Here is a 22728-nt window from a genome sequence, read left to right on the forward strand (position 1 = left end):
AAAGTTATCCGCAAAGTTTGTCACTCCGTAGGAGTCTCAACAGAGTAAGCAGCATAATTAGATTCCTACGGAATGACAATTGTGATGGATATCTTCCTTATTGTAGTAAAGAAAAATTAACCGGGGATTTTAAATACACAATCAACACAAAGCATAAATCATACAGATTTTGTAATAAACCATACACTTTGATCAGAACACTTCTTTTTAATTTTGTCATAAATAGATTGGAAATGAAGACCTCAGACAATAATATGTCCCGCAAAGATTTTATCCGGAATTCAGCTTTGGCTGTAGCGGGATTAACTTTAATACCTAATATCATGACTGCATCACCTTTCCTGGATGAAAATAATAGTTTGGCAAAAGGAAAAATGAGTCTTAAAAATGTTCGTCTGGAAACAGGGTTTGAATATCAGGATGGGGAAGTGGCTTCTACCAAAACAGATCTGTTTTATGTGGAGGTTGAAAACGGAAAAATTACAAAGATTGCTCCGAACCAGCCTAATTCTAAAGCAATAGATGCAAAGGGATTATTGATGCTTCCTGCATTCAAGGATATGCACATTCACCTGGATAAAACTTTTTATGGAGATCAATGGCAGGCTGTTAGAAAAAGAACCGGAGGAATTAAAGGAATGATAGAGTTGGAGCAGAAAATGCTTCCTGAGATGCTGAAAAACTCGACCTTCAAGGCGGAGAAACTGATCGAACTGTTACAGTCAAAAGGAACTTCCTATGCAAGAAGTCACGTGAATATTGAACCCACTTCAAAACTTCAGTCATTAAAAAATCTGCAGAAAGCTTTAGAAAATAAAAAGAAAAGTTTCGGAGCCGAGTTGGTAGCATTCCCGCAGCATGGCGTTTTCTATACAGATTCCGTACCTTATCTGAAAGAAGCAGCGAAGATGGATATTGATTTCATCGGAGGAGTAGACCCGTTTAACATAGACGGAGATATTGAAAAAGTGGTAGATTTCACTGTTCAGCTGGCTTTGGATAATAAAAAAGGAATAGATATTCACCTGCATGAAACCGGAGATTCAGGATTAAAGACCGTTGAATATCTTATTAAAAAAGTAAATGAAAACCCTTCTCTGAAAGGAAAAACTTATTTAAGCCACTGTTTTATTCTGGCTAAATTAGAAGCTGCAAAACAGGAAGAAATCGCCGAGAAATTAGCCGAAGCCCAAATCGGAATTGTTTCAACAATCCCTTTCGGAAGGCTGATCATGCCAATACCAACGCTTTACAAACATAATGTAACCGTGTTGACGGGAAATGACAGTATCATAGACCACTGGAATACTTTTGGGACAGGAAGCGTACTTCAGAAAGCCAATTTAATGGCCCAATTGTACGGATATTCAACAGAATTTTTATTGTCAAGAAGCTTAAAACTGGCAACAGGAAATATTCTTCCGCTGGATGATAAAGGAACTCAGCAATGGCCGAAATCCGGAGATAAGGCAGACTTTGTACTCATCAATGCAAGCTGTTCAGCAGAAGCCGTATCAAGAATTTCAGAAGTGGAATCATTGGTGCATGATGGAAATGTTATCTTTTAGACCCAGCGATATAATTGTTTACAAATTTATATATATAATTTAGTTGTGTTTTTTTTAACCACAAAGGGTATAAACGTTTTACAGGAAAGCCTGAAAATTTATTGAAATTTTTCAGAAACAGCCATTGAATGCAGAGAGAAACTGAAGTAGAAGTGGTGTAGGTAAAGGTTTTGTCCCGTTTGTGGTTATTTTAGTTTCTTCTCACAAATTTTAGTAATTTTAGGAGAAAATCAGATAGAGTGGGCTATCATACGGATCATTTTCCAATTTTAGGAATTCAGGAATTTAGTGAGAATCAGCTGAACGGCTGTAATCTGCTGTTTAATGAACTTTACGGGGCACGCTCCATTGATGATCCCCATAAGCATGATTTTTTTATCATCAATCTTTTTGAGCACGGAGTTGGCTCACATACCATAGATTTTACAGAATATCAGGTGAAAGACCATCAGATTCATCTTGTTTTTCCGGATCAGGTGCATCAATGGGTGATTGAAAAAGAAACTATAGGTTATCAGTTGATGATAAGCAGAGACTGGTTTGAAAGTTTTCTGCCGTCATTAAGGTTCTCTGCCTCTTATTATCAGAATCATCCGGTTATCAATCTTTCCCCGGAAGTTTTTGCCACATTTCTTTATGAATTCCAGGAAATCCAGAAAGAGCTGAATGCCGAAAAGGTATTCTGGGAACTCATTCAAAAAAGAAGTGAATTGATTGGTCTGCTGGTAAGCAAATCTGTGGAAGGAGCTTTTAAAGATTTTGAAGTCTATAACTCAAACCCAATTATCTCAAAGTTTCTCCATCTTATTGATGAACATTTCAAAACAGAAAGATCGGTTTCTTTTTATGCAGATAAACTCAATATTTCTGCCAACTATCTGAATATTGTGTGCAAGAAAAATCTCAATGCTTCGGCTTCATCTCTTATTCAGAACCGTATTTTATTGGAAGCTAAAAGGCTTTTAAAAGTTTCTGAAATGTCAGTAAAAGATATTGTTTATGATCTTGGTTTCTACGATCATGCAAGTTTTTCCAAATTCTTTAAAGCACAGACGGGAATGACACCTTCCCAATTCAAAGAATAATCTGTACAAAACAAGACATAATTGATACACCGGTTTTCCCCTTAAGCCGGCTTAATTTTGTATTGTTAAAATTTTAAATCATGCAATTTCCCTATCAATTAGCTGCAAAAGGAAAATATTCCCTTAAAAATGTCCGCCTGGAAACAGGTTTTGAATACGAAAATGAAGAGGTAACCGGAACAACAACTGACCTTTTCAGTATTGAAATTGAAGACGGAAAAATAAAAGCAGTAAAAGCCAATGATCCTGCTTCCAAAGCGATTGATGCTAAAGGATATCTGATGCTTCCTGCATTCAGAGATATGCACATTCATCTGGATAAAACATTATATGGTCTTCCATGGCAGGCTCTTTCTCCAAAAAGAAGAACAGTGAAAGATATGATTGCGTATGAGCAGGAAATCATTCCTGAACTGTTGAAAACTTCCGTAAGCAGGGCAGAACAGCTGATCAGCCTGCAGCAGCATTATGGAACTCATTTCGTAAGAACGCATTTCAATATTGATCCTACCTCGGGACTGAAATCTCTGGAACATCTTGAACAGGCTCTTGAAAATAAAAAAGGCTCTTTTAAAGCAGAATTGGTTGCTTTCCCGCAACATGGAGTTTACTATACAGAAACAGCTCCATTGATGAAAGAAGCAGCCCAACTGAAAAATGTAGGATTTATCGGTGGATTGGATCCATTAAGTATTGACGGAAGCATTGAAAAAGTGATGGATTTTACTGTTCAACTGGCTTTAGATCATAATAAAGGAATTGATATTCACCTGCATGAAACAGGAGAATCCGGAATGAAAACAATCAATTATCTGATTGATAAAGCGATCGAAAATCCAGCACTTCAAGGAAAAACATTTGTAAGTCACGCATTTGCATTAGCTCATCTCTCTCCAAAAGAAGCAGAACAGATTTCAGAAAGACTGGCTGCCGGAAAAGTAGGAATTGTTTCTTCTGTACCTTTTAAAGGAACGGTAATGCCTATTCCAACTTTGAAAAAATATGGGGTGAATGTGTTAATAGGAAATGATAATGTACAGGACTATTGGAGTACTTTCGGATCAGGAAGTATGCTGCAGAAAGCCAATCTGATTGCCGAATTGTATGGTTATGCTACAGAATATGCATTGTCAAGAGCCCTGCAGTTTGCCACTCAAAGTATTCTCCCATTGGATGAAAAAGGAAAACAGCAATGGCCTAAAGCTGGTGATGAAGCTGCCATTGTTCTTACAGATGCTTCATGTTCCGCAGAAGCAGTTTCCAGAATGTCTGAAATAAAAGCCCTGATGAATGACGGGAATTTATTCTGGAGAAATTAATTGAAGTATATATATTTTTTATACACTTGTTTTTTGTGAATGCCATCGGGAGTTTTCCTGGTGGCGTTTTTTTGAATTATAAATTATGAGTTGTGAGTTTCGGGATCCGGGTTTCGGGCTTTGGTGCTTTTCTTTATCAATAGGAACGGGCTTTAGCCCGTTTATTAATATATAAATACATTCGTTCGGCTTTAGCCAAAACCTAAGAATAAACCCGTGGTAAATAAGAAAAAAACTGTTCAAATTATTGTTATCTGTCGTAGAATATCTTCTTTGCTTTATCAATAGGAACGGGCTTTAGTCCGTTTATTAATATGTGAATACATTCGTCCGGCTTTAGCCGAAACCTACCAATAAACCCCATGATCAATTAGAAAAATAACTGTTCATATTGCTTTTTCTGTTTATACAATATGAACACCTCTTAATATTGATTTAGACAGACAGTCATACTATCTGAACATAACAATAAAAAAAGCCCTCGGAAATATTCCGAAGGCCTTCTATTTGAAATTAAATCTAAGTACTTATATAATGTTATAAGTTGAAGTTTGTCCATCCAGCATACCAGGTATCTGTAGCATCTTTTACCGCACCTTTGTAAGTTACCTGTGTAAACCAAGTAGCTAATTTAGGGTTAGTAAATGCACCTCCAGTTAATAATGGAGAACCTGCAGTAGGAGTGAAGTTTGGTGTAGTTCCTGCAGGAGCCCATGCACCGGCAAGTTTTACATCAGCAGTAGAAGCAAGGATTGTGTTTCCTTTAGCATTAAACCAAGTCGTAAGATCGTTCAATGTATACGTTGTCGGAGTAGAAGTAGATGGTCCGAATTTTAAAGGAGTTTGCATTCCTGCTAAAACGTTGTTTTCAAAGAATAATTTGTTACCTACGATATTGTTATCCGTTGGAGCACCTTTTGTTGCATCGATGAATAAACCAACAGGGAATCCTGTAAATACAGAGTTGAATACAGAGATAGAAGAGTTTCTTCTGATCTGTAATGCATTCTGGAATAATGCGTTGATTGATCCTGGAGCCACAGAGTTGATTGGCCCGATAATCGTCATGTTAGAGAATGTAGCTGATGTCTGAGGTGTCAAAGTAGAACCGTTGGCATCATTATCAGATTCAAATGCGTTAGAACCTGAAACGTCTGCTATCTGAGAATCTCTTACCGCGATACCAAACTGTACATTTCCTGAGAAACCGTTATCCGTATCGAAATCATCATCAAGACCTTTGTAAGAAATAAGGTGAGAACAGTTTACCGTTCCTCCGAACCATTCAAAACTATCATCATTAGCATAAGCAACCTCTACGTAATCTACTGTAGTTCCGCTACCTACACCACCGAACGTAAGTCCGTTGATCTCTTTATCCGGTAAGAATGCATATCCTGCATATTCTATTCTTACATATTTTAATACACCACTGTTATCAGCAGCATTGTTTCCACCATAAAGTCCAAGACCTTCAGAGTTGTTGATTCCTCCTTCAATCTCTCCAACTCCGTTTGCTCCACCGAAAGAAGCATTAGTAGGAGCATTTCCTAAAATTACTACACCTGCCCAGTCTCCTCTTTTAGGACTTGGTTTTTCAGAAGTGAAGATAATAGGATTGGCAGCAGTTCCTTCTGCCATGATTTTACTTCCTTTTGTAATGATCAAAGCTCCGTTTTTATCAGCTTCACCTACGATCTTTGTACCTGGCTCGATAGTTAAAGTAGCTCCGTTAGTTACATATACTAGTCCTCTTAGCTTATAAATTTTGTTAGCTTTAAGCGTCATGCTGGAAGTGATCTTTCCTGAAAGAATAAGGTTTTCAGTTTCTCCGTTTCCGTTGCCTCCATTTTGAATAATGGTAGGTCCATCTTCTTCTATATTTCTACAAGCGGTAGTTGATACTATAGCGCCAAGCATTAAAGAATATAAAACGAACTTTTTCATGTTATAAAGAATTAAATTATTTATTAGATTATTTGTTGAGTGAATTAAAAATTGTATCCCAGTGTTAAACTGATATTGGTTCCCGAAAGTCTTTCAATAGCAAGAGCGTCTTTGCTGTCATACTTACCGTTGTCGTTCAGGTCATGGTAGAATTTAGCACGACGGTTCAGAATATCTGAAACATTCAGCTTGATTTCTCCTTTGTTGCTCCAGATTTTTTTAGCAAGCTGGAAATCCAGAAGAGGTCTTGGCGCTTCCCAGATTGGTGGTACCTGATCGTTTCCTACATAAAGGATTCTTCTTCCGATCATATTGAATAATACTGTAGAAGACCATCCTGATTTTTCAGTATCATACTGAAGACTTACGTTTACTGTATATGGAGACTGACCCTGCATTGGTCTGTCAATCTTAGTAGCTTCGTCTGTTACTTTGTTTTTAATTAAAGCTACGTTTCCACCCAGTGTAAAGTTTTTAAGAGCACTTACAAAATCAAGTTTTTTTCTTACTTCAAATTCCACCCCATAAGCATCAGCTTTATCTACGTTAAGGTAGTTGAAGGTATTACTCGTTCCTACCCCGGATTGGTTGAAGTATAATTCGATTGGCTTTTTGAAGTTTTTATAGAAAGCTGCCACAGAGAAGATCTCTCCGTTTCTTGGGTAATATTCCCAACGAACATCGGCACTCGTGATTTTAGTTCTTTCAATTGATTTGTTACCAATTACAGTAGCTCCAAGATCAAAATCATAATATGCTAAAGGAGAAACCTCTCTAAATTCCGGTCTAACAACAGTTTGTGAACCTGCAACACGGATGTTCATTTTAGGATTCACCTTGAATGTCAAGTTTACAGCAGGTAAGAAATCTGTAACACGTGTGTTAACAAAACGGTCATCACTTTTTTTCGTGCTTCCTACCAATTGATCAAAGTTTTCAACTCTTAATCCCCAAACCGCTCTTAACCATGGTGTAAAGTTATTGTCAAACTGTAAATACCCAGCGTTAAGGATTGTATTGGCAATATATCTGTACTGGTTTCCTGCAATCTCGTCAAATGTAAATCCACCGTTACCTCCGAAGTTTTCAGGATTGAAGATCGTTTCGAAAGGCTGAGAAAGTAATCCCTGATTGAATTTCTCAAGTCTTACAGAGAAAGGTCTTGAGTTGTAGATTCTGTCTTTTATCTGGAATAAATAACCTCCTTTGATCGTTTGTTTTTGTCCAAATAATGTAAATGTTTTAGAGATATCACCTCCTGCGTTATATAAATAATCGTTTAACGTAGAATAGAATACACTTCCTGACTTTTGCGAAAGACCATTAGAAATTAATGCTAAATAAGGGCTTCCTTCGATGTTTGTGTATTGGTTATACTGCAAACGCTGTAGCAAAGGAATATATTGATCCAGGATCCCGAAACTTCCGTACCAGTTTACGGTAAATCCACCCAGAGCATCTATTTTATGGGTACCGGTAAGGGTAGAGTTGTAGAAAGTAGTTTCTTTAAAACCTATTTCCCTTGCCATAATGTTTGTCCCGTTGATCGGGTCAAATTCAAAATCCTTTCCTGTTCTGAAGGACATATGGTTCACCGTATTATTGGTGATGATATTCTTTAAGGAGATTTTGTTGTTGCTGTTGAGCTTTAAAGAAAGGTTCAACATTCCTCCTAAGATAATATCATTGCTGTATTTTTCTGTAAAATAATCGAAGTTGGTATCAGCAAGTTGATCGTTGATGGTAAAGAAACGGTTGGTAGACTCAGTTCTTCTTTTGTTGTTACTGTAGTTTAAAACAGCAATTACCCCTAAATCCTTTCCGAATAATTTCGTGTTGAAACCTCCATCAAGCTGTAAACTTAAGTTTTCAGGATAACCGATACTGTTGTATCCTAAATTCTTTGTAAACCCTTTACCAATATTGGTTTTCTGACCTTCATCCAAAATACTGAATGCATTTTTTGCAGGCATATTGGTTGGCAGCTTTCTGTAACCGTCATCAATTCCTAAAAAGTCCCATTTTCCACCTTTCTGCATATGGAATTCCTGCCCCATAGTAGCAGTATTTCCTCCTACACCTACCTGTACGTTGAAGAAGTTTTTATTAGGAATATCCTTTGTATTTACCTGAATCAATGCTCCTCCCCATTCACCTGTATATTCCGGAATGAAAGTTTTGTTGATAACAAGGGTTTCGATAACGTTAGCCGGGAAAAGGTCAAAAGAGAAAGTCTTTCTGTCAGGCTCCGTACTGGATAACTGAATACCATTCAGCATCGCCTGGTTGTAACGGTCTGATAAACCTCTTACTACAATATATTTTCCTTCAGATAAACTCACCCCGGAAACTCTTTTCAGAACTTCCCCAGTGTTTCTGTCCGGACTTCTTTTAATAGCTTCAACTCCGATAACCTGAGAAACTACACCGGCATTTTTCTGTAGTCCGATGGTAGAGGCTATGGTTTCTTTTCTTGCGTTTGATTTTATGACAACTCCCTCAATTTCTTTTTCCTTGGTAGAGGGCTTGTCCATTACGATATCAAGATGAGTATTACCTTCATTTTTGATAATCACCTCACTGATCTCTTTTCTGTTATACCCATTGGAGCTTACCGTTACAATGTAATTGGTGCCGGGGGACAGGTTGATAGAGTAGTATCCGGAAATGTCAGTCGTTGCCTCCTGTCCATTTACTTTTACCTTTACTCCTTCTATAGGAGTGTTATCTTTCTCGTCCAATACCCTACCTTCCAAAATCTGACTTTGTGCAAAAGCATAGCCAGCAGAAAACAAGGCAAGTAGCATGATGCTCTTGTGGAGTTGTTTTTTCATTTTACTTCTTTTACTTCTTTTTCAAGGGCAAAATAAAGGCTAAGTTTTTAAGAAAACTTTAGGAGAATCTTAATTAATTGTGAAGTTTGTATTAACACATGAACGAAATTTATAGTTATTGATGTTTAATTTATATAATTGTATTTTTTGTTTTAATTTTAATTTTTGTTTCGTATATTTGATTTATGTGTATTTAATGTTTAATTTTTTTATTGATTTTGTAATTTGATGTTAAAATGTATTTTTTTAATAATTAGTTAACATTTGGCAGATAGATGAAATCAATGGAAATAATTAATTTTGTGGGAATTCTTAAACTAGAAGATGAGCAAAAAAATTCTTTTAATAGACGATGAACTGGACATTTTAGAGATTCTGTCTTACAATTTGGAAAAGGAAGGGTATGATATCTATACGGCTACTAATGGTAATGAAGGTATAGAAAAAGCAAAGGAGATTGTTCCGGACCTTATCTTATTAGATGTCATGATGCCTGAAAAAGATGGTATAGAAACCTGTCAGGAACTTCGTAAAGTGAAAGAACTTCAAAAAACACTTATTGTGTTTCTTTCTGCAAGAAGCGAAGAATTTTCTCAGCTAGCAGGTTTTCAGGCGGGTGCCAATGACTACATCGTAAAACTGATCAAACCAAAAATCCTTATCTCTAAGGTAAACGCATTATTACAGTTGACCTCGCAGGTTTCTGACAATGCAAAACTAATCGAAATCGGAGACCTTGTTATCGACAAAGATAATTTCAGAGTTTCCAAAAGCGGACAGCAATTTCTTCTTCCTAAAAAAGAGTTTGACTTGCTTTACCTTTTGGCTTCCAATACTGAAAAGGTTTTCAAAAGAGAAGAAATTCTTGAAAAGGTTTGGGGGAATGATGTGATTGTTGGTGAAAGAACGATCGATGTACATATCAGAAGGTTGAGAGAAAAATTAGGAATCAATACGATTCAGACATTAAAAGGGATTGGGTACAAACTGATCGTTTAATTATTTTAGAATCTTAACTTTACGTTCAATCATTAAAACGTTGTAAAATTGAAATTTTACAGACTTACTCTCGTTGCCTCTTGTCTGCTGACACTGGTGATGCTTCTTTTGGTGGTCGTCTTTGATTCACTGAAAGATATCTATTATAAGACCCCTTTGTTTAAAACGGGTCTTTTCATCTGTATTATCCTGATCTTTATGATCAATTGTGTGGTATTGGAACTTCTTTTCAATTACTACAGCAGAAAACAGGTAAAAGGTCTATCCGGATTTTTACCTCAGGAAATTGTTCAGAACCAGGATGAAAATATTACCATCAAAGAATTAGGAGAAAGGTTTTCAGATCTCAATCAGCAGCAGGTATCAGAAATTGATATGATGAAAGAGATGGAAAGCTACCGTAAAGAATACATCGGTAATGTGTCTCACGAACTGAAAACGCCTTTGTTTTCTATTCAGGGATATGTAGAAACCTTAAGAGACGGCGGCGTAGATAATCTTACCATAAGAGATAAGTATCTGGAAAGAATAGACATATCTGTAGAAAGATTGATTGCCATTGTAAAAGATCTGGATATGATCAACAGACTGGAAGCAGGCGAAATTAATCTTACCGTTTCAAAATTTGATGTCAATCTTCTCATTAAAGAGATTTTCGATCTGCTTGATCTTGAAGCTGAAAAACGAAATACTACATTACAGATCCAGACCCTTCATCCACAGATTTTTGTGGAAGCTGATAAACAGAAAATTTCTCAGGTTTTTATTAATCTTATTTCCAATGCGATCCATTATGCCAACAGACAGGAAGCCAAAGTGATTGTAAAGACCAGTGTCCTCAAAAATAAGGTGCTGATTGAAGTAATAGATAACGGAATGGGAATCAAGTCTGAGATTCTTCCAAGGATATTTGAAAGATTTTACCGTGTGGAAACCAGCAGAAGCAGAAGAGAAGGAGGTTCCGGACTGGGATTAGCCATTGTAAAACATATCCTTGAGGCACATAACGAAAATATTACTGTAGAAAGCGTATACCTTGAAGGGACGAAGTTTAGTTTTATGCTGGAAAAAAGTAAATAATTCCGGCAAAATGTAAGGAAAAAAAATAATTTAAAAAATCCTGAAATATTTTTTTGTCACATGTCATTTATTATATATTTGCACCAGAGATTTATCATAATTATAAAGGCAAAAAAGTAATTTAAGAAACTGATATGGTTTACAAAATCCGCGTAATATTAGATGCGAAAGAAGATATTTTCCGTGATGTAGAAGTTAAGGGAAAACAAACGTTATGGAACTTACACTTAGGAATTAAAAGTGCATTCAGTCTGCAGGGAGATGAGCTTTCTACTTTTAATCTGTTAGAAAATGACGGAACAATCGTAAAAAGTGTCCCATTGGAAGATATGAGTGATGATGGTGATGGTGAGATTATGTCAGATGTTTACATTGATGAAGCTTTTGAAAGTGTAGGCGACAAAGCACAGTTCCAATACGGGCTTCTTGACCTTTGGGAATTCTTCTGTGAACTTGTAGAAGTAATTGAAGAAACAAAAGGGGTTAATTATCCTATCACAGTATACAGATTCGGAAACGTTCCGTTAAAGGCACCTAGCAAAAACGGAAGTGCCGGAGGATCTAAAAAGAAATCAGCAATGCCTTTGGCAGATGATGAATTTGGTTTCGATGAAGACTTTGGTTCAGGAGGAAATTTTTCAGATGAAGACGACAGCTTCGATGACGAGGAAGAAGAAGACTACAATGACGATGTCTTTGATGATGAAGATGACAATGATGACGAAAGATAGTCAACACAATATACTGGCCCTGGATTTTAATCCGGGGCTTTTTTTTGCAAAAGTGCTAAGAGATTTATTTAAAAACAGCCTCATTTGAGGTTTTGAAAGTATATTTTAAGGTCTTGAAGTGCTCATTTAAAGTCTTAGGTTCGGCTTATGAGTTTGGAATGTCAGATTTCCGGTTGAGGACCGCAAAAGAAGGGTTATCAATAGATTCAGATGAGTTTATAACCTTGAAAGAATATTCTCATACCGTAAAAGAAGACTTATATTAAAAGACGGAATGCTGTTTTTACCCATAATGTTTGAGTTTTATGAAAATCCAACTGAAACCATCAAAAAGTCTGTTCATCTGTCCGTAAATTTTGCCTTTTCCCAAAAAAACAATCCTTACTTTTGTTAAAAATAGTTTAATGAAAAAATTAATTTTGTTAGCTGTAATTGGTCTGGGAATTGTTTCCTGTACCACTCGAAAAAATACCAGGAAAATGACAGAACTGCCAAAAGATTGGAAACATAATACGAATATCTACGAAGTAAACATAAGACAATATACTCAGGAAGGAACTTTCAAAGCATTTGCAAAAGAAATGCCCCGCCTGAAATCTATGGGAATAAAAACCCTTTGGTTTATGCCCATTACACCCATTGCCCAGCAGAATAAAAAAGGAAGTCTGGGAAGTCCTTACGCCGCTTCAGATTATACTTCTATCAATCCTGAATTCGGGACGCTGCAGGATTTTAAAGATATGGTGAATGAGGCACATAGACTGGGATTTAAAGTAATTATAGATTGGGTAGCCAATCATACAGGATGGGATCATGTATGGACGAAAACTCATCCCGAATTTTATCTGAAAGATCCGGATGGAAAATTCCATATTGCTTCCGGAATGGATGATATTATTGAACTTGACTATAAAAATCAGGAGATGCGCCATGCGATGATAGATGCCATGAAATTCTGGGTGCAGGAAACTGGTATTGATGGTTTCAGATGTGATCTCGCTTCATGGGTAGAAGTAGATTTCTGGGAACAGGCGCGCCCCGAAGTGGAAAAAATAAAACCTCTTTTCTGGCTGGGAGAATTTGATGAGCTGGAAAGCCCTGAATACGGTAAAGTTTTCGATGCCAGCTATTCCTGGAAATGGATGCACAAATCTGCCGATTACTATAAAAAGAATGAACCTCTTCAGGAATTAAAAGATCTTCTGAGACAATATTCCAATATCGGAGATGCTTCAATGAGAGCATGGTTCACCACAAACCACGATGAAAATTCATGGAACGGAACCGAATATGAAAAATATGGAGTCATCACAAAACCTATGGCAGTATTCTCTGCAACATGGAATGGTGTTCCGCTATTTTACTCAGGGCAGGAACTTCCGAATATGAAAAGACTTGAGTTTTTTGAAAAGGATGTCATTAAATGGACCAATACCTATCAGGTTGCCGATTTCTATAAAACCTTATTAGATTTAAAAGCTTCCAATCCAGCTCTGAGAGGAGGAGATGCTAACGTAACGACTTATCTTCTCAACACTACAGCCAATGATAAAATTCTGGCCTACGTAAGAAAAAATGGAAACGACGAATTGTTGGTGGTTTTGAATATGTCGAAAGAACCTGTTAACTTTTCAATTGAAGATGAACATGTATCCGGAACATTCAGAAATGTTTTTGATAAAACCAAAAGAGATTTCAGTCATGGAAAAGACTTTAGTTTTAAGATATCTGATTATGCCGTATTTGAAAAATAATATTTAAATCTTCGGTTTATATTTTATCTCTTAATCAATAGCGACTAAGCAGTACCCAATTCCCCTCCGCTGGAGGGGTGTCAAAATCTATGATTTTGACGGGGTGGTTTTATCTGCCCAACAATAAAATCCGTCATTACAATGAACAAACAGGAAATAATCAATATAATTAAAACAAAAGCATCCGGTAAAATCCAGTATTTTGAAAACCTTATCGCAGAAACACGGGCTTCCAATAACGATACGAAAAGTTCGATGGGTGACAAATACGAAACCGGAAGAGAAATGCTTCAGCAGGAAATTAATAACCTGCAGAGACAGCTTAACGAAGTGTTGAATCAGCAGGCTGTTTTACAGAAAATAACTTCGGACCCCTCAGAAAAAGTTCAGAACGGAGCTTTGGTGAAAACCAATAAAGGATTGTTTTATATTGCTGTTTCCATGGGCGAAATTGTTTCAGAGAAGCAGAAAATCATGACGGTCTCTGCAGAATCTCCCTTGGTGAAAGTGATGTATGGTAAAAAAGCAGGAGAGTCATTCACCGTAAACACCATTCATCAGACCATTGAAAATATATGGTAAAATTAATATAGGTTAGATGACAGATATACAGTTGTTTAATAGAAAATAGACATCAGTCCTATAAAAAGCATTCATAAAAATGAGTGCTTTTTTTGATGGTTTTTACTAAATTTGGAACTTAAAATCTCATTCAAAATGCAAAACTACCTGGACCTTTTACAGCATATTTTAGACAACGGAACTGATAAAACCGACAGAACAGGCACTGGAACAAGAAGTGTTTTCGGATATCAGCTTAGATATGATCTGTCTAAAGGATTTCCTTTGGTAACGACAAAAAAAGTGCATTTGAAATCAATTATCTACGAGCTTCTTTGGTTCCTGAAAGGAGATACCAATATCAAATACCTTAAAGATAACGGAGTAAGCATTTGGGATGAATGGGCTAATGAAAATGGAGATTTGGGACCGGTTTACGGAGCGCAGTGGAGAAGCTGGAGCGGTGCAGACGGAAAAGTTGTGGATCAGATTACAGAAGTAATTGACCAGATTAAAAAGAACCCGGATTCCAGAAGACTGATTGTTTCCGCCTGGAATGTTGCAGAAATCCCCAATATGGCTTTGGCGCCTTGTCATGCCCTGTTTCAGTTTTATGTAGCAGATGGTAAACTTTCCCTGCAGCTTTACCAGAGAAGTGCTGATGTTTTCCTTGGAGTACCCTTCAATATTGCAAGCTACGCATTGCTGTTGATGATGGTAGCACAGGTTTGTGATCTGGAAGTGGGAGATTATGTTCACAGTTTCGGAGATGTTCATATCTATAATAATCACTTCGAGCAGGTAAACAGACAGCTGGGACGAGAGCCGAGAGCGCTTCCGACAATGAAACTGAATCCGGAAGTTAAAAATATATTTGATTTTGATTTTGAAGACTTCAGTCTGGAAAATTACGATCCACACCCGGGAATCAAAGCTCCTGTAGCGATTTAATACCCTTATATCACTTTAATTTTTTATTTACTTCTATTATTTTAGCATTAATAGATGTCATTATCTGTACTCATAAGTTTGGGAATCAGAATATAAATCCTTTAGTACACTTTCTTTGGCAATTGTTTCTTAAATTTGAAAGAACAACTCCTGCCCATTTAATCCTTAAAAAATGAGATACAAGGCGGGCGGTAGATCATCAATTTCAAATGCTTAAAAAGTACATCATGAAGTATTTAAAAATAAATATTGAAGAAAATGCAGACATTGAAGCCCTGAAAAATGCAGTACTTCAATTGAAAGGAGTCGCTTCAGCAGAAATAGTGGATGATGAAAATCCGGAAAGCGAACTGAAAAAAGCTTTTGCAAAAACGAAAGAACAACTTCAAAAAGGGGATTATGAAACCTTAGTGAATGATATTTTCGACATAATCATTAAAAAATAATTCTAAAAAATAATAAAGTAGACAGATGAGAAAGGCCATTTTATCAATTGCTATACTCGGGATTTTATTTTCCGCCAATGTATCAGCACAAACCGAAACTTCAGGAAGGGAAAAAGTATACAGAGCTACTCCCACCAAAGTAACGGAACTTAAACACACAAAGCTGAAAGTAAATTTCGATTATCAGAAAGAACAGATGAATGGAGAAGAATGGCTTACTGCTTCACCTTACTTTTATGCTGCCAACGAACTTACACTTGATGCAAAAGGAATGCTGATTCATGAAGTAGCTCTTGATAATAACGGGAAGAAATCTCCTTTGAAATATGATTACAAAGATGATGTTCTTAAAATCAGCCTTGATAAAACATACCAGAAAAATCAGGAATATACAGTTTACATCAAATATACATCCCGTCCGAATGAAGTAAAACAAGAGGGAAGTATGGCTATCAATGATGCAAAAGGACTTTATTTCATCAATCCTCAGGGAACAGATCCGGATATGCCTACACAAATCTGGACACAGGGAGAAACAGAATCTTCTTCCGCATGGTTTCCCACCATTGATAAACCCAACCAAAAGACAACGCAGGAAATCTATATGACGGTTCCTGATAAATATGTAACCCTTTCCAATGGTCTTTTGAAAGAATCTAAAAAGGAATCTAACGGTCTCAGAACAGATCATTGGGTGATGGATAAAAGACATTCTACTTATCTTTTCTTCATGGGAGTAGGAGAATATGCCATTGTAAAAGACAAATGGAAAAATATTCCGGTTGATTATTACATCGAAAAAGAATACGAGCCTTACGCTAAGCAGATCTACGGAAATACTCCGGAAATGATCGAATTTTTCTCCAAAAAACTGAACTATGATTATCCATGGGCAAAATATGCGCAGATTTCAGGCAGAGATTATGTAAGCGGTGCGATGGAAAATACCACGGCAACCCTTCACGGAAGTGATATCCTTCAGAAACCGGGGCAGCTTATCGATGAAAATACATGGGAAGATACTATCGCTCATGAATTGTTCCATCATTGGTTTGGAGATTTGGTGACAGCAGAAAGTTGGAGTAACCTTACAGTCAACGAATCTTTTGCCAACTACTCCGAGTATCTTTGGAATGAATATAAATACGGAAAAGATCAGGCAGATTATCACCTGATGACCGATGTGAATAATTATCTTCACAATCCGTCTGACTTTAATAAAAATCTGGTAAGGTTCAATTATGAATCCCGTGAAGATGTTTTTGACCTGGTAACCTATCAGAAAGGAGGAGGTATTTTAAATATGCTGAGAAACTATCTTGGAGATGATGCCTTCTTTGCAGGAATGAATGATTATTTGAAAACCAATGAATATCAGAATGCAGAAGCTCATCAGCTGAGACTGTCTTTTGAAAAAGTATCCGGGAAAGATCTGAACTGGTTCTTTAACCAATGGTATTTTGGAAGCGGAAACCCGAAGATTAATTACACCACTACATTTGAACCTGTGAAAAAGCAGGTTGCTGTTACGATAAATCAAACCCAGGAAAAACCATTTGAATTTCCTCTGGCTATAGATGTATATGACAATGGAAAACCTAAAAGATATAATGTTTGGGTAAATGCAGAAGCAAAGAATACATTTAATTTTGATGTTTCTAAATCTCCTGATCTGGTAAATATTAATGCAGACGGTGTTTTATTGGCCGAAATCACTGATACAAAAACTCCTGAACAGAATCTGGTGCAATTTACAAACTCTAAAGAGTTTAAAAGCAGATATCTTGCTTTAACAGGAATCAAAGATCAGGCTGGAAAAAGCCCTGCAGCAGTAAAACTATTGGCTGCCGCATTGAAAGATCCTTTCTTCAGAGTAAGAATAAAAGCTTTAGGTTTAATAGATCTTACCAATCCTGAACAGATGAAGGCATTAGGTGCCGAAGTTGAAAAACTGGCTTCCAATGATCCTAAAACATTAACTCAGGCTGCAGCGATTACAGCTTTAGGAAAAACAAAAGATAAAAAATATCTCCCATTATTTGAAAAAGGGATCAACGCGGTTTCAAATGCTGTGAAAGGAAGTTCAATGAGTGCACTTCTTACCATTGATCCTTCAAGAGCAAACGGACTGGCTGATAAAATTGATATGAAAGGTGCATCGGATGAACTGCGGGCACAGTTGCTTCCAATTATTGTAAAGAACAAAATTACTTCTCAGATAGAGAATATTGCACCTCTTGCCACTTTTTATCCATTTATTAAATTCCAGAACCCGGAATTAGGAAAATCAGCAGAAGACGGTTTCAACTGGATCATGACTTCCGATAATCTGAAAGCAACGGAAAGCATCACGAAAATTGCAGGATATGCCAAGAATCAGATGGCAGACAATCCACAGGCTAAAATGATGATGGTTCAAATGTTAAAAGATGGCTTAAGCAAAAAAATGGAACTGCTGAAAAAGAATCCACAAAATGCAGCGAGCATTAATAAACAGATTGATGTCCTCAATAAAGCTATTGAGAATTATAAATAAGTAGATAAAGCCGGCAGAACTGTCGGCTTTATTTTTTTCTTTATTCGGCTAATAGATTGAAATATATTATAAAACGTACTGCATTTTGATAATATTGTAAAAATTGGCATTTTTCACAGTTGTTTTTTGCATTATCTTTCATAAATTCGTTTAAAATTTAGACAATTATGAGTTTTGGAATTGAAGCAGCGGGCTATTACGTGCCTGGTTTATATTTGGAGATTAAGGATTTAGCGGAAAAAAGAGGAATAGAACCGGCGAAATTGGAAAAAGGCTTAGGTCTTCATAAAATGGGACTTTCTGATGTTCACGAAGACGCAGTAACTTTTGCAGCAGAAGCATTACTGAAGCTTATACAAGATTATACTATCAATCCTAAGGAAATAGCCAGAGTTTATTTGGGAACAGAAAGTGCTGTAGATGCAGCCAAACCTACGGCATCTTATGCCGTGCAAATGGTAGAGCAGGTGTTGGAAGAGGAATTTGGAGCCAGATGTTTCAGAAACTGTGATGTGCTGGATATGACTTTTGCGTGTGTAGGAGGTGTAGATGCACTGCACAACGCCCTTGATTTTGTAAGGGTGAATCCTGATAAAAAAGCAGTAGTGATTGCCAGTGATTATGCTAAATATGAATTGGCTTCTTCAGGTGAATATACGCAGGGAGGAGGAGCGGTAGCTCTCCTGATTTCTTCAAAGCCGGATCTTCTTGAAATTGAAAATAACTGGGGAGTCGCTTCAGAAAGTGTCTTTGATTTTTTCAAACCGAGAAGAACCTATAATAAAGAGGACCTGAAGGGTGCTCCGGAAACATATCCTGAAAAAGTTGAAATTTTTACGGATGAGCCTGTTTTTGACGGACAATATTCTAACCAATGCTATCAGGACAGAATAAAAGAAGCTTACCATCATTATAAAGAAATAACAGGACAGGAAAAACCTTATGAAAACTGGAAGTATATTATTTTCCATCTTCCGTATGCTTTTCATGGGAAAAGAGTGTTTACTGAAATCTACAGTTTGGAGAATGGTCTGTCCTATGAAACAGCAGAGGAACAGAAAGCCGTTGCAAAATCTGAAGACTATTTAAAATTAATCAGCCAAAAAATAGAAAAGACCCAGAGAGCTTCTTCGGAAATAGGAAATATGTACACAGCTTCTATTTTTATGGCATTTCTTTCGGCATTACAAACTTCTTTTAACGAAAATGAAGAACTCTCAGGGGAAGAAATTGGCTTTGTAGGCTATGGAAGTGGATCGAAATCAAAAGTGTTTGCTGGAAAAGTTTCTGAGAACTGGAAAAAAGTAGTAGAAAAATGGAATGTATTCGAAAATTTGAATCAGAGAAATGCTGTAGATTTTGAAACTTATGAAAAACTTCACAGAAAACAACTGAGAGAATCTGTAAACAAAGATTATAAAGGATTCGGACTTGTTTCTGTAGAGACGGAAAATCCTGTATTAATTGGAGCCAGATATTACAGTTATCAGAAGTAAGATTATTATCATTTTAATATATATAGCATCTCATAGTATGGGATGCTTTTTATTTTTATCACTTTAAAATGGTTTGAGTTCTCGTCATTTTTATAGTTGATTTATTTTTAAATGTTAGGGTAAAATAGTTAGAAAAAGACAGGGAATATCGATGAAAATTTTACAGACTTCAACCGATTTAGGAATATAATATATTAATAGTTTTTTAATCTTAATCTCAGCGAGGCTATCTTAAAATAGGGGTTGTCTGCTTGTGAAGGTGTATTTTTTTTATAAAATTTAAGAAAATGAGGCGTTTTTTTCTCGATTTTCAATAAAATCAAGAATGAATTTGTTTTATTATTTTCGTAAATAATAATATTTTCGTTTATTTTTTTAACCATTTGTTTCAAATGCGTGTAAATTGATTTTAATTTTAAAATTTATTAAAATTCCGTTAATGTTTAAATTGACTTATTTTTTGTTAATTTTTTAAATACAATTAAAATAATTCTCCATCATTTTTTTAAGATCAATGTGAATCTCTCCGTTCTGGAAGCCTGTTTTCAGAGTTTATTGAATTGATGTTACAGATATTTATTGACATATTTGTCCCTTGAATATATTAAAATCTGTTAATATGAATGTGAAGTTACATGTATTAAGTGCAGGAGCTTTGTTTTTTTTAGGACAAGCTGCTTTTGCGCAAAAATCTAAGAATGATTCTGTTCTGAAGGAGAATAAGATCGATGAAGTAATCGTTACTGGATACCAGAAGAAAAAAGCAGATGAAATTACCCAGGCTCAGGCTGTTGTTGGTGGTGATGAAATCAGAAGAAACTCTCCTACAACATCTATCGGTAACTCTTTACAGGGTAGAGCTTCAGGGGTATTTGTACAAAGTACTACCGGGCAGCCTGGTGCTGCTGCTACAATTCAGGTAAGAGGGGTTGCCGGTGTTGGTGGTTCTTCAGAACCTACTTATGTAGTCAACGGGATGTATATGACTGCAAGACAGTTCAGTGCAATTAACCCTGCAGACGTAGAGTCTATTTCAATTCTTAAAGATGCGGCTGCTACAGCACAATATGGTGCGAGAGGAGCAAACGGGGTAGTGGTAGTAACTACTAAGGCTGGAAAAGCCGGGAAAACTCATTACTCATTTGAGACCAAATTCGGTTTCAGTGAGAGATTGAAGGACAACAACTACACCATGATGAACTCTAGGGAGCTAATGAACTTCCAGAATCAGTTGGGGTACCTTGGGTTTAAACCAAGATCTCAGCAGGAAATGGACAGACTTGCTGCCTATGATCACAATTGGCAAAAAGATCTGTTGAAGCCTTCAAGCATCCAGTCTTACTTATTCAGTGCTCAGGGTGGATCCAGAGAAAGTACTTTCTATTACTCATTAGGATATGATTCTGACAATGGGATTATCAGAGATATAGACGGACTTAAGAGATACACAGGGAACTTCGGGTTTACCAATAAGTTAAGTGAAAAACTGAACGTTGGAATCAATCTTGGATTTCAGTACCAGGTTACGCAGAATTTTAGAGATCGAAACAATACTCAGAACCCATTTGGAGCAATGTATAAATATGCTCCATATGAACCGATTTATAACGCTGACGGAAGTTATAATCAGACAATGAGAGCTGGATCTAACGTTGTTGAGCAGATCAATACTTATAGATTAGATGATCAGAGACTGAGAATTCCGGTAACTCTATTCGCTGAATATAAAATTATTGATGGACTGAAATTTAAAACTAATTTCAATGGTCTTTATGATTGGTACATGGGAACTCAGTGGTTGAAAAAAGGGTCAAACCTTGATATTACTGTTAACAAAGTTCCAACAGGTTCATTGAATAAAAATTCATTCTACACATTTAATTATACTTGGAATAACTCCATTAATTATAAAAAGTCATTCGGAAGCCACAACTTTGATTTCTTAGGATTTATCGAATATAACGATAACTACAACGAAACAATGAATGGTGGGGCTTACGGTTTGAAGTCTCCTGTAATAAATGTTCCATCTATCACGACACCATCTGACAGAAATACATTTACCGGGGTTAAAGTAAGAAATACTTTGTTCAGTTTAGCAGGTATGTTAAACTACGACTATGAAGGTAGATATTTGGTTACAGGATCACTGAGAAGAGATGCTTCGTCAAGATTTGGTGCGAATAACCAAAGTGGTGTTTTCTGGTCTGCAAGTGCAGCTTGGAATATCGCGAAGGAAGACTTCATGAAAGGTGGTTTTATTAATGATTTAAAGCTTAGAGGATCTTACGGTACAACAGGTAATGATGGTACTTTACCGGATTATTATAATGTTAATAATATCAGTTATGGATTATATGGTCCTAATGGTACTTCATACCCTGGAACATCTTCACTAGGTAATTATATTATTGGTAACAGTAATCTGAAATGGGAATCTAACGCAATTACCAACTTAGGGGTAGATTTCACAATGTGGAACAGAAGAGTTCGTGGATCCGTAGAAGTATATAAGAATAAGAGAAAAGATTTCGTACAGCTTGTGCCTTTGGATAAACAAGAAGGAGGATACTATCAGTATATCAATGCAGGAGATATGTCTCAGAAAGGTCTTGAGGTTGAACTTAGTGTAGATGTAATCAAGCAGAAAGATTTCCAGTGGAATTTACATGCTAATATCTCTTTCCAGAAATCAGTTCTTGATAAGTTAGCAGATGGTCAGACTGAAAGAAACTTAGGGGATACTTATTTAAAAGTAGGAGAATCTCCTTATGTGTTCTATAATGTTAGATTTGCTGGAGTAGATCCAAGTAACGGAAAAGCATTATATTATGATAAAGCAGGTAATGTTACTGATGTTTACAGTGCTTCAAATGCTGTTCCTTTAACAGATAAATCTCCTTTCCCGAAGAGCTTTGGTGGATTCGGAACTACAGTTCAATACAAAGGGCTTGATTTCAGTGCTGATTTCGCATTCAAGCTAGGTGGATATACTTATAACAACATGTATGCTGCAGCTGTTGATCCAACTTTGGCTGTTGCAGGTAGAAATATGGCTCAGTCTGCTGCGCAGGTTTGGCAAAATCCAGGAGACACAGGAGTATTCCAGAAAGTTGACTCCAATGGGATGCGTGATTCCGATCAGTGGATTGAAAAATCAGATTATTTAAGATTAAGATCACTTACATTAGGATATACATTTGATAAAGCATTCCTTGGAGAAGGATCACCTATCAATAAGCTTAGAGCATATGTACAGGGACAGAATTTATTTACAGTAACTAAATTCCACGGAGAACCTGAAGTTTCTGTAGGATCTGCTGATTCAACATCACTATTTGTTCCTGGATCATACAATCTTTATACTTACCCTGCTGTAAGAACAATCCTGGTAGGATTGCAATTAGAATTTTAATATTGA

At 36.4% G+C, this 22728-nt stretch carries 15 protein-coding genes; 13 read left to right on the plus strand and 2 right to left on the minus strand.

Going from position 1 to position 22728, the window contains the following annotated elements:
* Positions 1-233: 233 nt before the first annotated feature.
* From ACLMCG_RS08745 to ACLMCG_RS08755, 3 genes are all read left to right on the plus strand, one after another.
* On the plus strand, positions 234-1568 hold the full coding sequence (locus tag ACLMCG_RS08745; RefSeq protein WP_413960599.1) for an amidohydrolase: 1335 nt from the start codon (positions 234-236) through the stop codon (positions 1566-1568).
* Positions 1569-1807: 239 nt separating this feature from the next.
* The gene (locus tag ACLMCG_RS08750; protein ID WP_413960598.1) at positions 1808-2653 is read left to right on the plus strand and encodes an AraC family transcriptional regulator; all 846 of its coding nucleotides are present in this window, start codon (positions 1808-1810) and stop codon (positions 2651-2653) included.
* A gap of 80 nt (positions 2654-2733) precedes the next feature.
* Complete coding sequence (locus ACLMCG_RS08755) at positions 2734-3972, plus strand: amidohydrolase (RefSeq protein WP_413960597.1); 1239 nt, start codon at positions 2734-2736, stop codon at positions 3970-3972.
* Positions 3973-4509: 537 nt separating this feature from the next.
* Here the strand turns inward: ACLMCG_RS08755 and ACLMCG_RS08760 are convergent.
* The gene (locus ACLMCG_RS08760; protein ID WP_413960596.1) at positions 4510-5919 is read right to left on the minus strand and encodes a hypothetical protein; all 1410 of its coding nucleotides are present in this window, start codon (positions 5917-5919) and stop codon (positions 4510-4512) included.
* Positions 5920-5963: 44 nt separating this feature from the next.
* A complete protein-coding gene (locus ACLMCG_RS08765) occupies positions 5964-8753 on the minus strand; it encodes a TonB-dependent receptor domain-containing protein (protein ID WP_413960595.1) in 2790 nt (929 codons plus the stop codon).
* A 324-nt stretch (positions 8754-9077) separates the two neighbouring features.
* On the opposite strand from ACLMCG_RS08765, the gene ACLMCG_RS08770 reads away from it, so the two are divergent.
* The 10 genes from ACLMCG_RS08770 to ACLMCG_RS08815 all read left to right on the plus strand — a co-directional run bounded on the left by ACLMCG_RS08770 (position 9078) and on the right by ACLMCG_RS08815 (position 22722).
* Positions 9078-9752, plus strand: a complete 675-nt coding sequence (locus ACLMCG_RS08770) for a response regulator (RefSeq protein WP_002977493.1) — start codon at positions 9078-9080, stop codon at positions 9750-9752.
* Positions 9753-9800: 48 nt separating this feature from the next.
* Complete coding sequence (locus ACLMCG_RS08775; RefSeq protein ID WP_223599247.1) at positions 9801-10832, plus strand: sensor histidine kinase; 1032 nt, start codon at positions 9801-9803, stop codon at positions 10830-10832.
* A gap of 134 nt (positions 10833-10966) precedes the next feature.
* On the plus strand, positions 10967-11563 hold the full coding sequence (locus tag ACLMCG_RS08780) for a plasmid pRiA4b ORF-3 family protein (RefSeq protein ID WP_223599248.1): 597 nt from the start codon (positions 10967-10969) through the stop codon (positions 11561-11563).
* Positions 11564-11967: 404 nt separating this feature from the next.
* On the plus strand, positions 11968-13317 hold the full coding sequence (locus ACLMCG_RS08785) for an alpha-amylase family glycosyl hydrolase (protein ID WP_413960594.1): 1350 nt from the start codon (positions 11968-11970) through the stop codon (positions 13315-13317).
* Positions 13318-13458: 141 nt separating this feature from the next.
* Positions 13459-13899 carry a hypothetical protein gene (locus ACLMCG_RS08790; RefSeq protein WP_413960593.1) on the plus strand — a complete coding sequence of 147 codons (441 nt, stop codon included), beginning with the start codon at positions 13459-13461 and terminating at the stop codon, positions 13897-13899.
* Between the two features lie 135 nt (positions 13900-14034).
* Positions 14035-14829 carry a thymidylate synthase gene (locus ACLMCG_RS08795; RefSeq protein ID WP_047378610.1) on the plus strand — a complete coding sequence of 265 codons (795 nt, stop codon included), beginning with the start codon at positions 14035-14037 and terminating at the stop codon, positions 14827-14829.
* 227 nt (positions 14830-15056) lie between these two features.
* On the plus strand, positions 15057-15275 hold the full coding sequence (locus ACLMCG_RS08800; RefSeq protein WP_149833180.1) for a hypothetical protein: 219 nt from the start codon (positions 15057-15059) through the stop codon (positions 15273-15275).
* Between the two features lie 25 nt (positions 15276-15300).
* A complete protein-coding gene (locus ACLMCG_RS08805) occupies positions 15301-17811 on the plus strand; it encodes a M1 family metallopeptidase (RefSeq protein WP_413960592.1) in 2511 nt (836 codons plus the stop codon).
* Positions 17812-17978: 167 nt separating this feature from the next.
* Positions 17979-19307 (plus strand): hydroxymethylglutaryl-CoA synthase family protein, encoded by a 1329-nt coding sequence (locus tag ACLMCG_RS08810; protein ID WP_413960591.1) that lies wholly within the window; start codon positions 17979-17981, stop codon positions 19305-19307.
* Between the two features lie 619 nt (positions 19308-19926).
* A complete protein-coding gene (locus ACLMCG_RS08815; protein ID WP_413960590.1) occupies positions 19927-22722 on the plus strand; it encodes a SusC/RagA family TonB-linked outer membrane protein in 2796 nt (931 codons plus the stop codon).
* Positions 22723-22728: the final 6 nt, after the last annotated feature.

Origin of the sequence: Chryseobacterium sp. S90, assembly GCF_047444895.1 — a bacterium.
Taxonomy (GTDB): Bacteria; Bacteroidota; Bacteroidia; order Flavobacteriales; family Weeksellaceae; genus Chryseobacterium.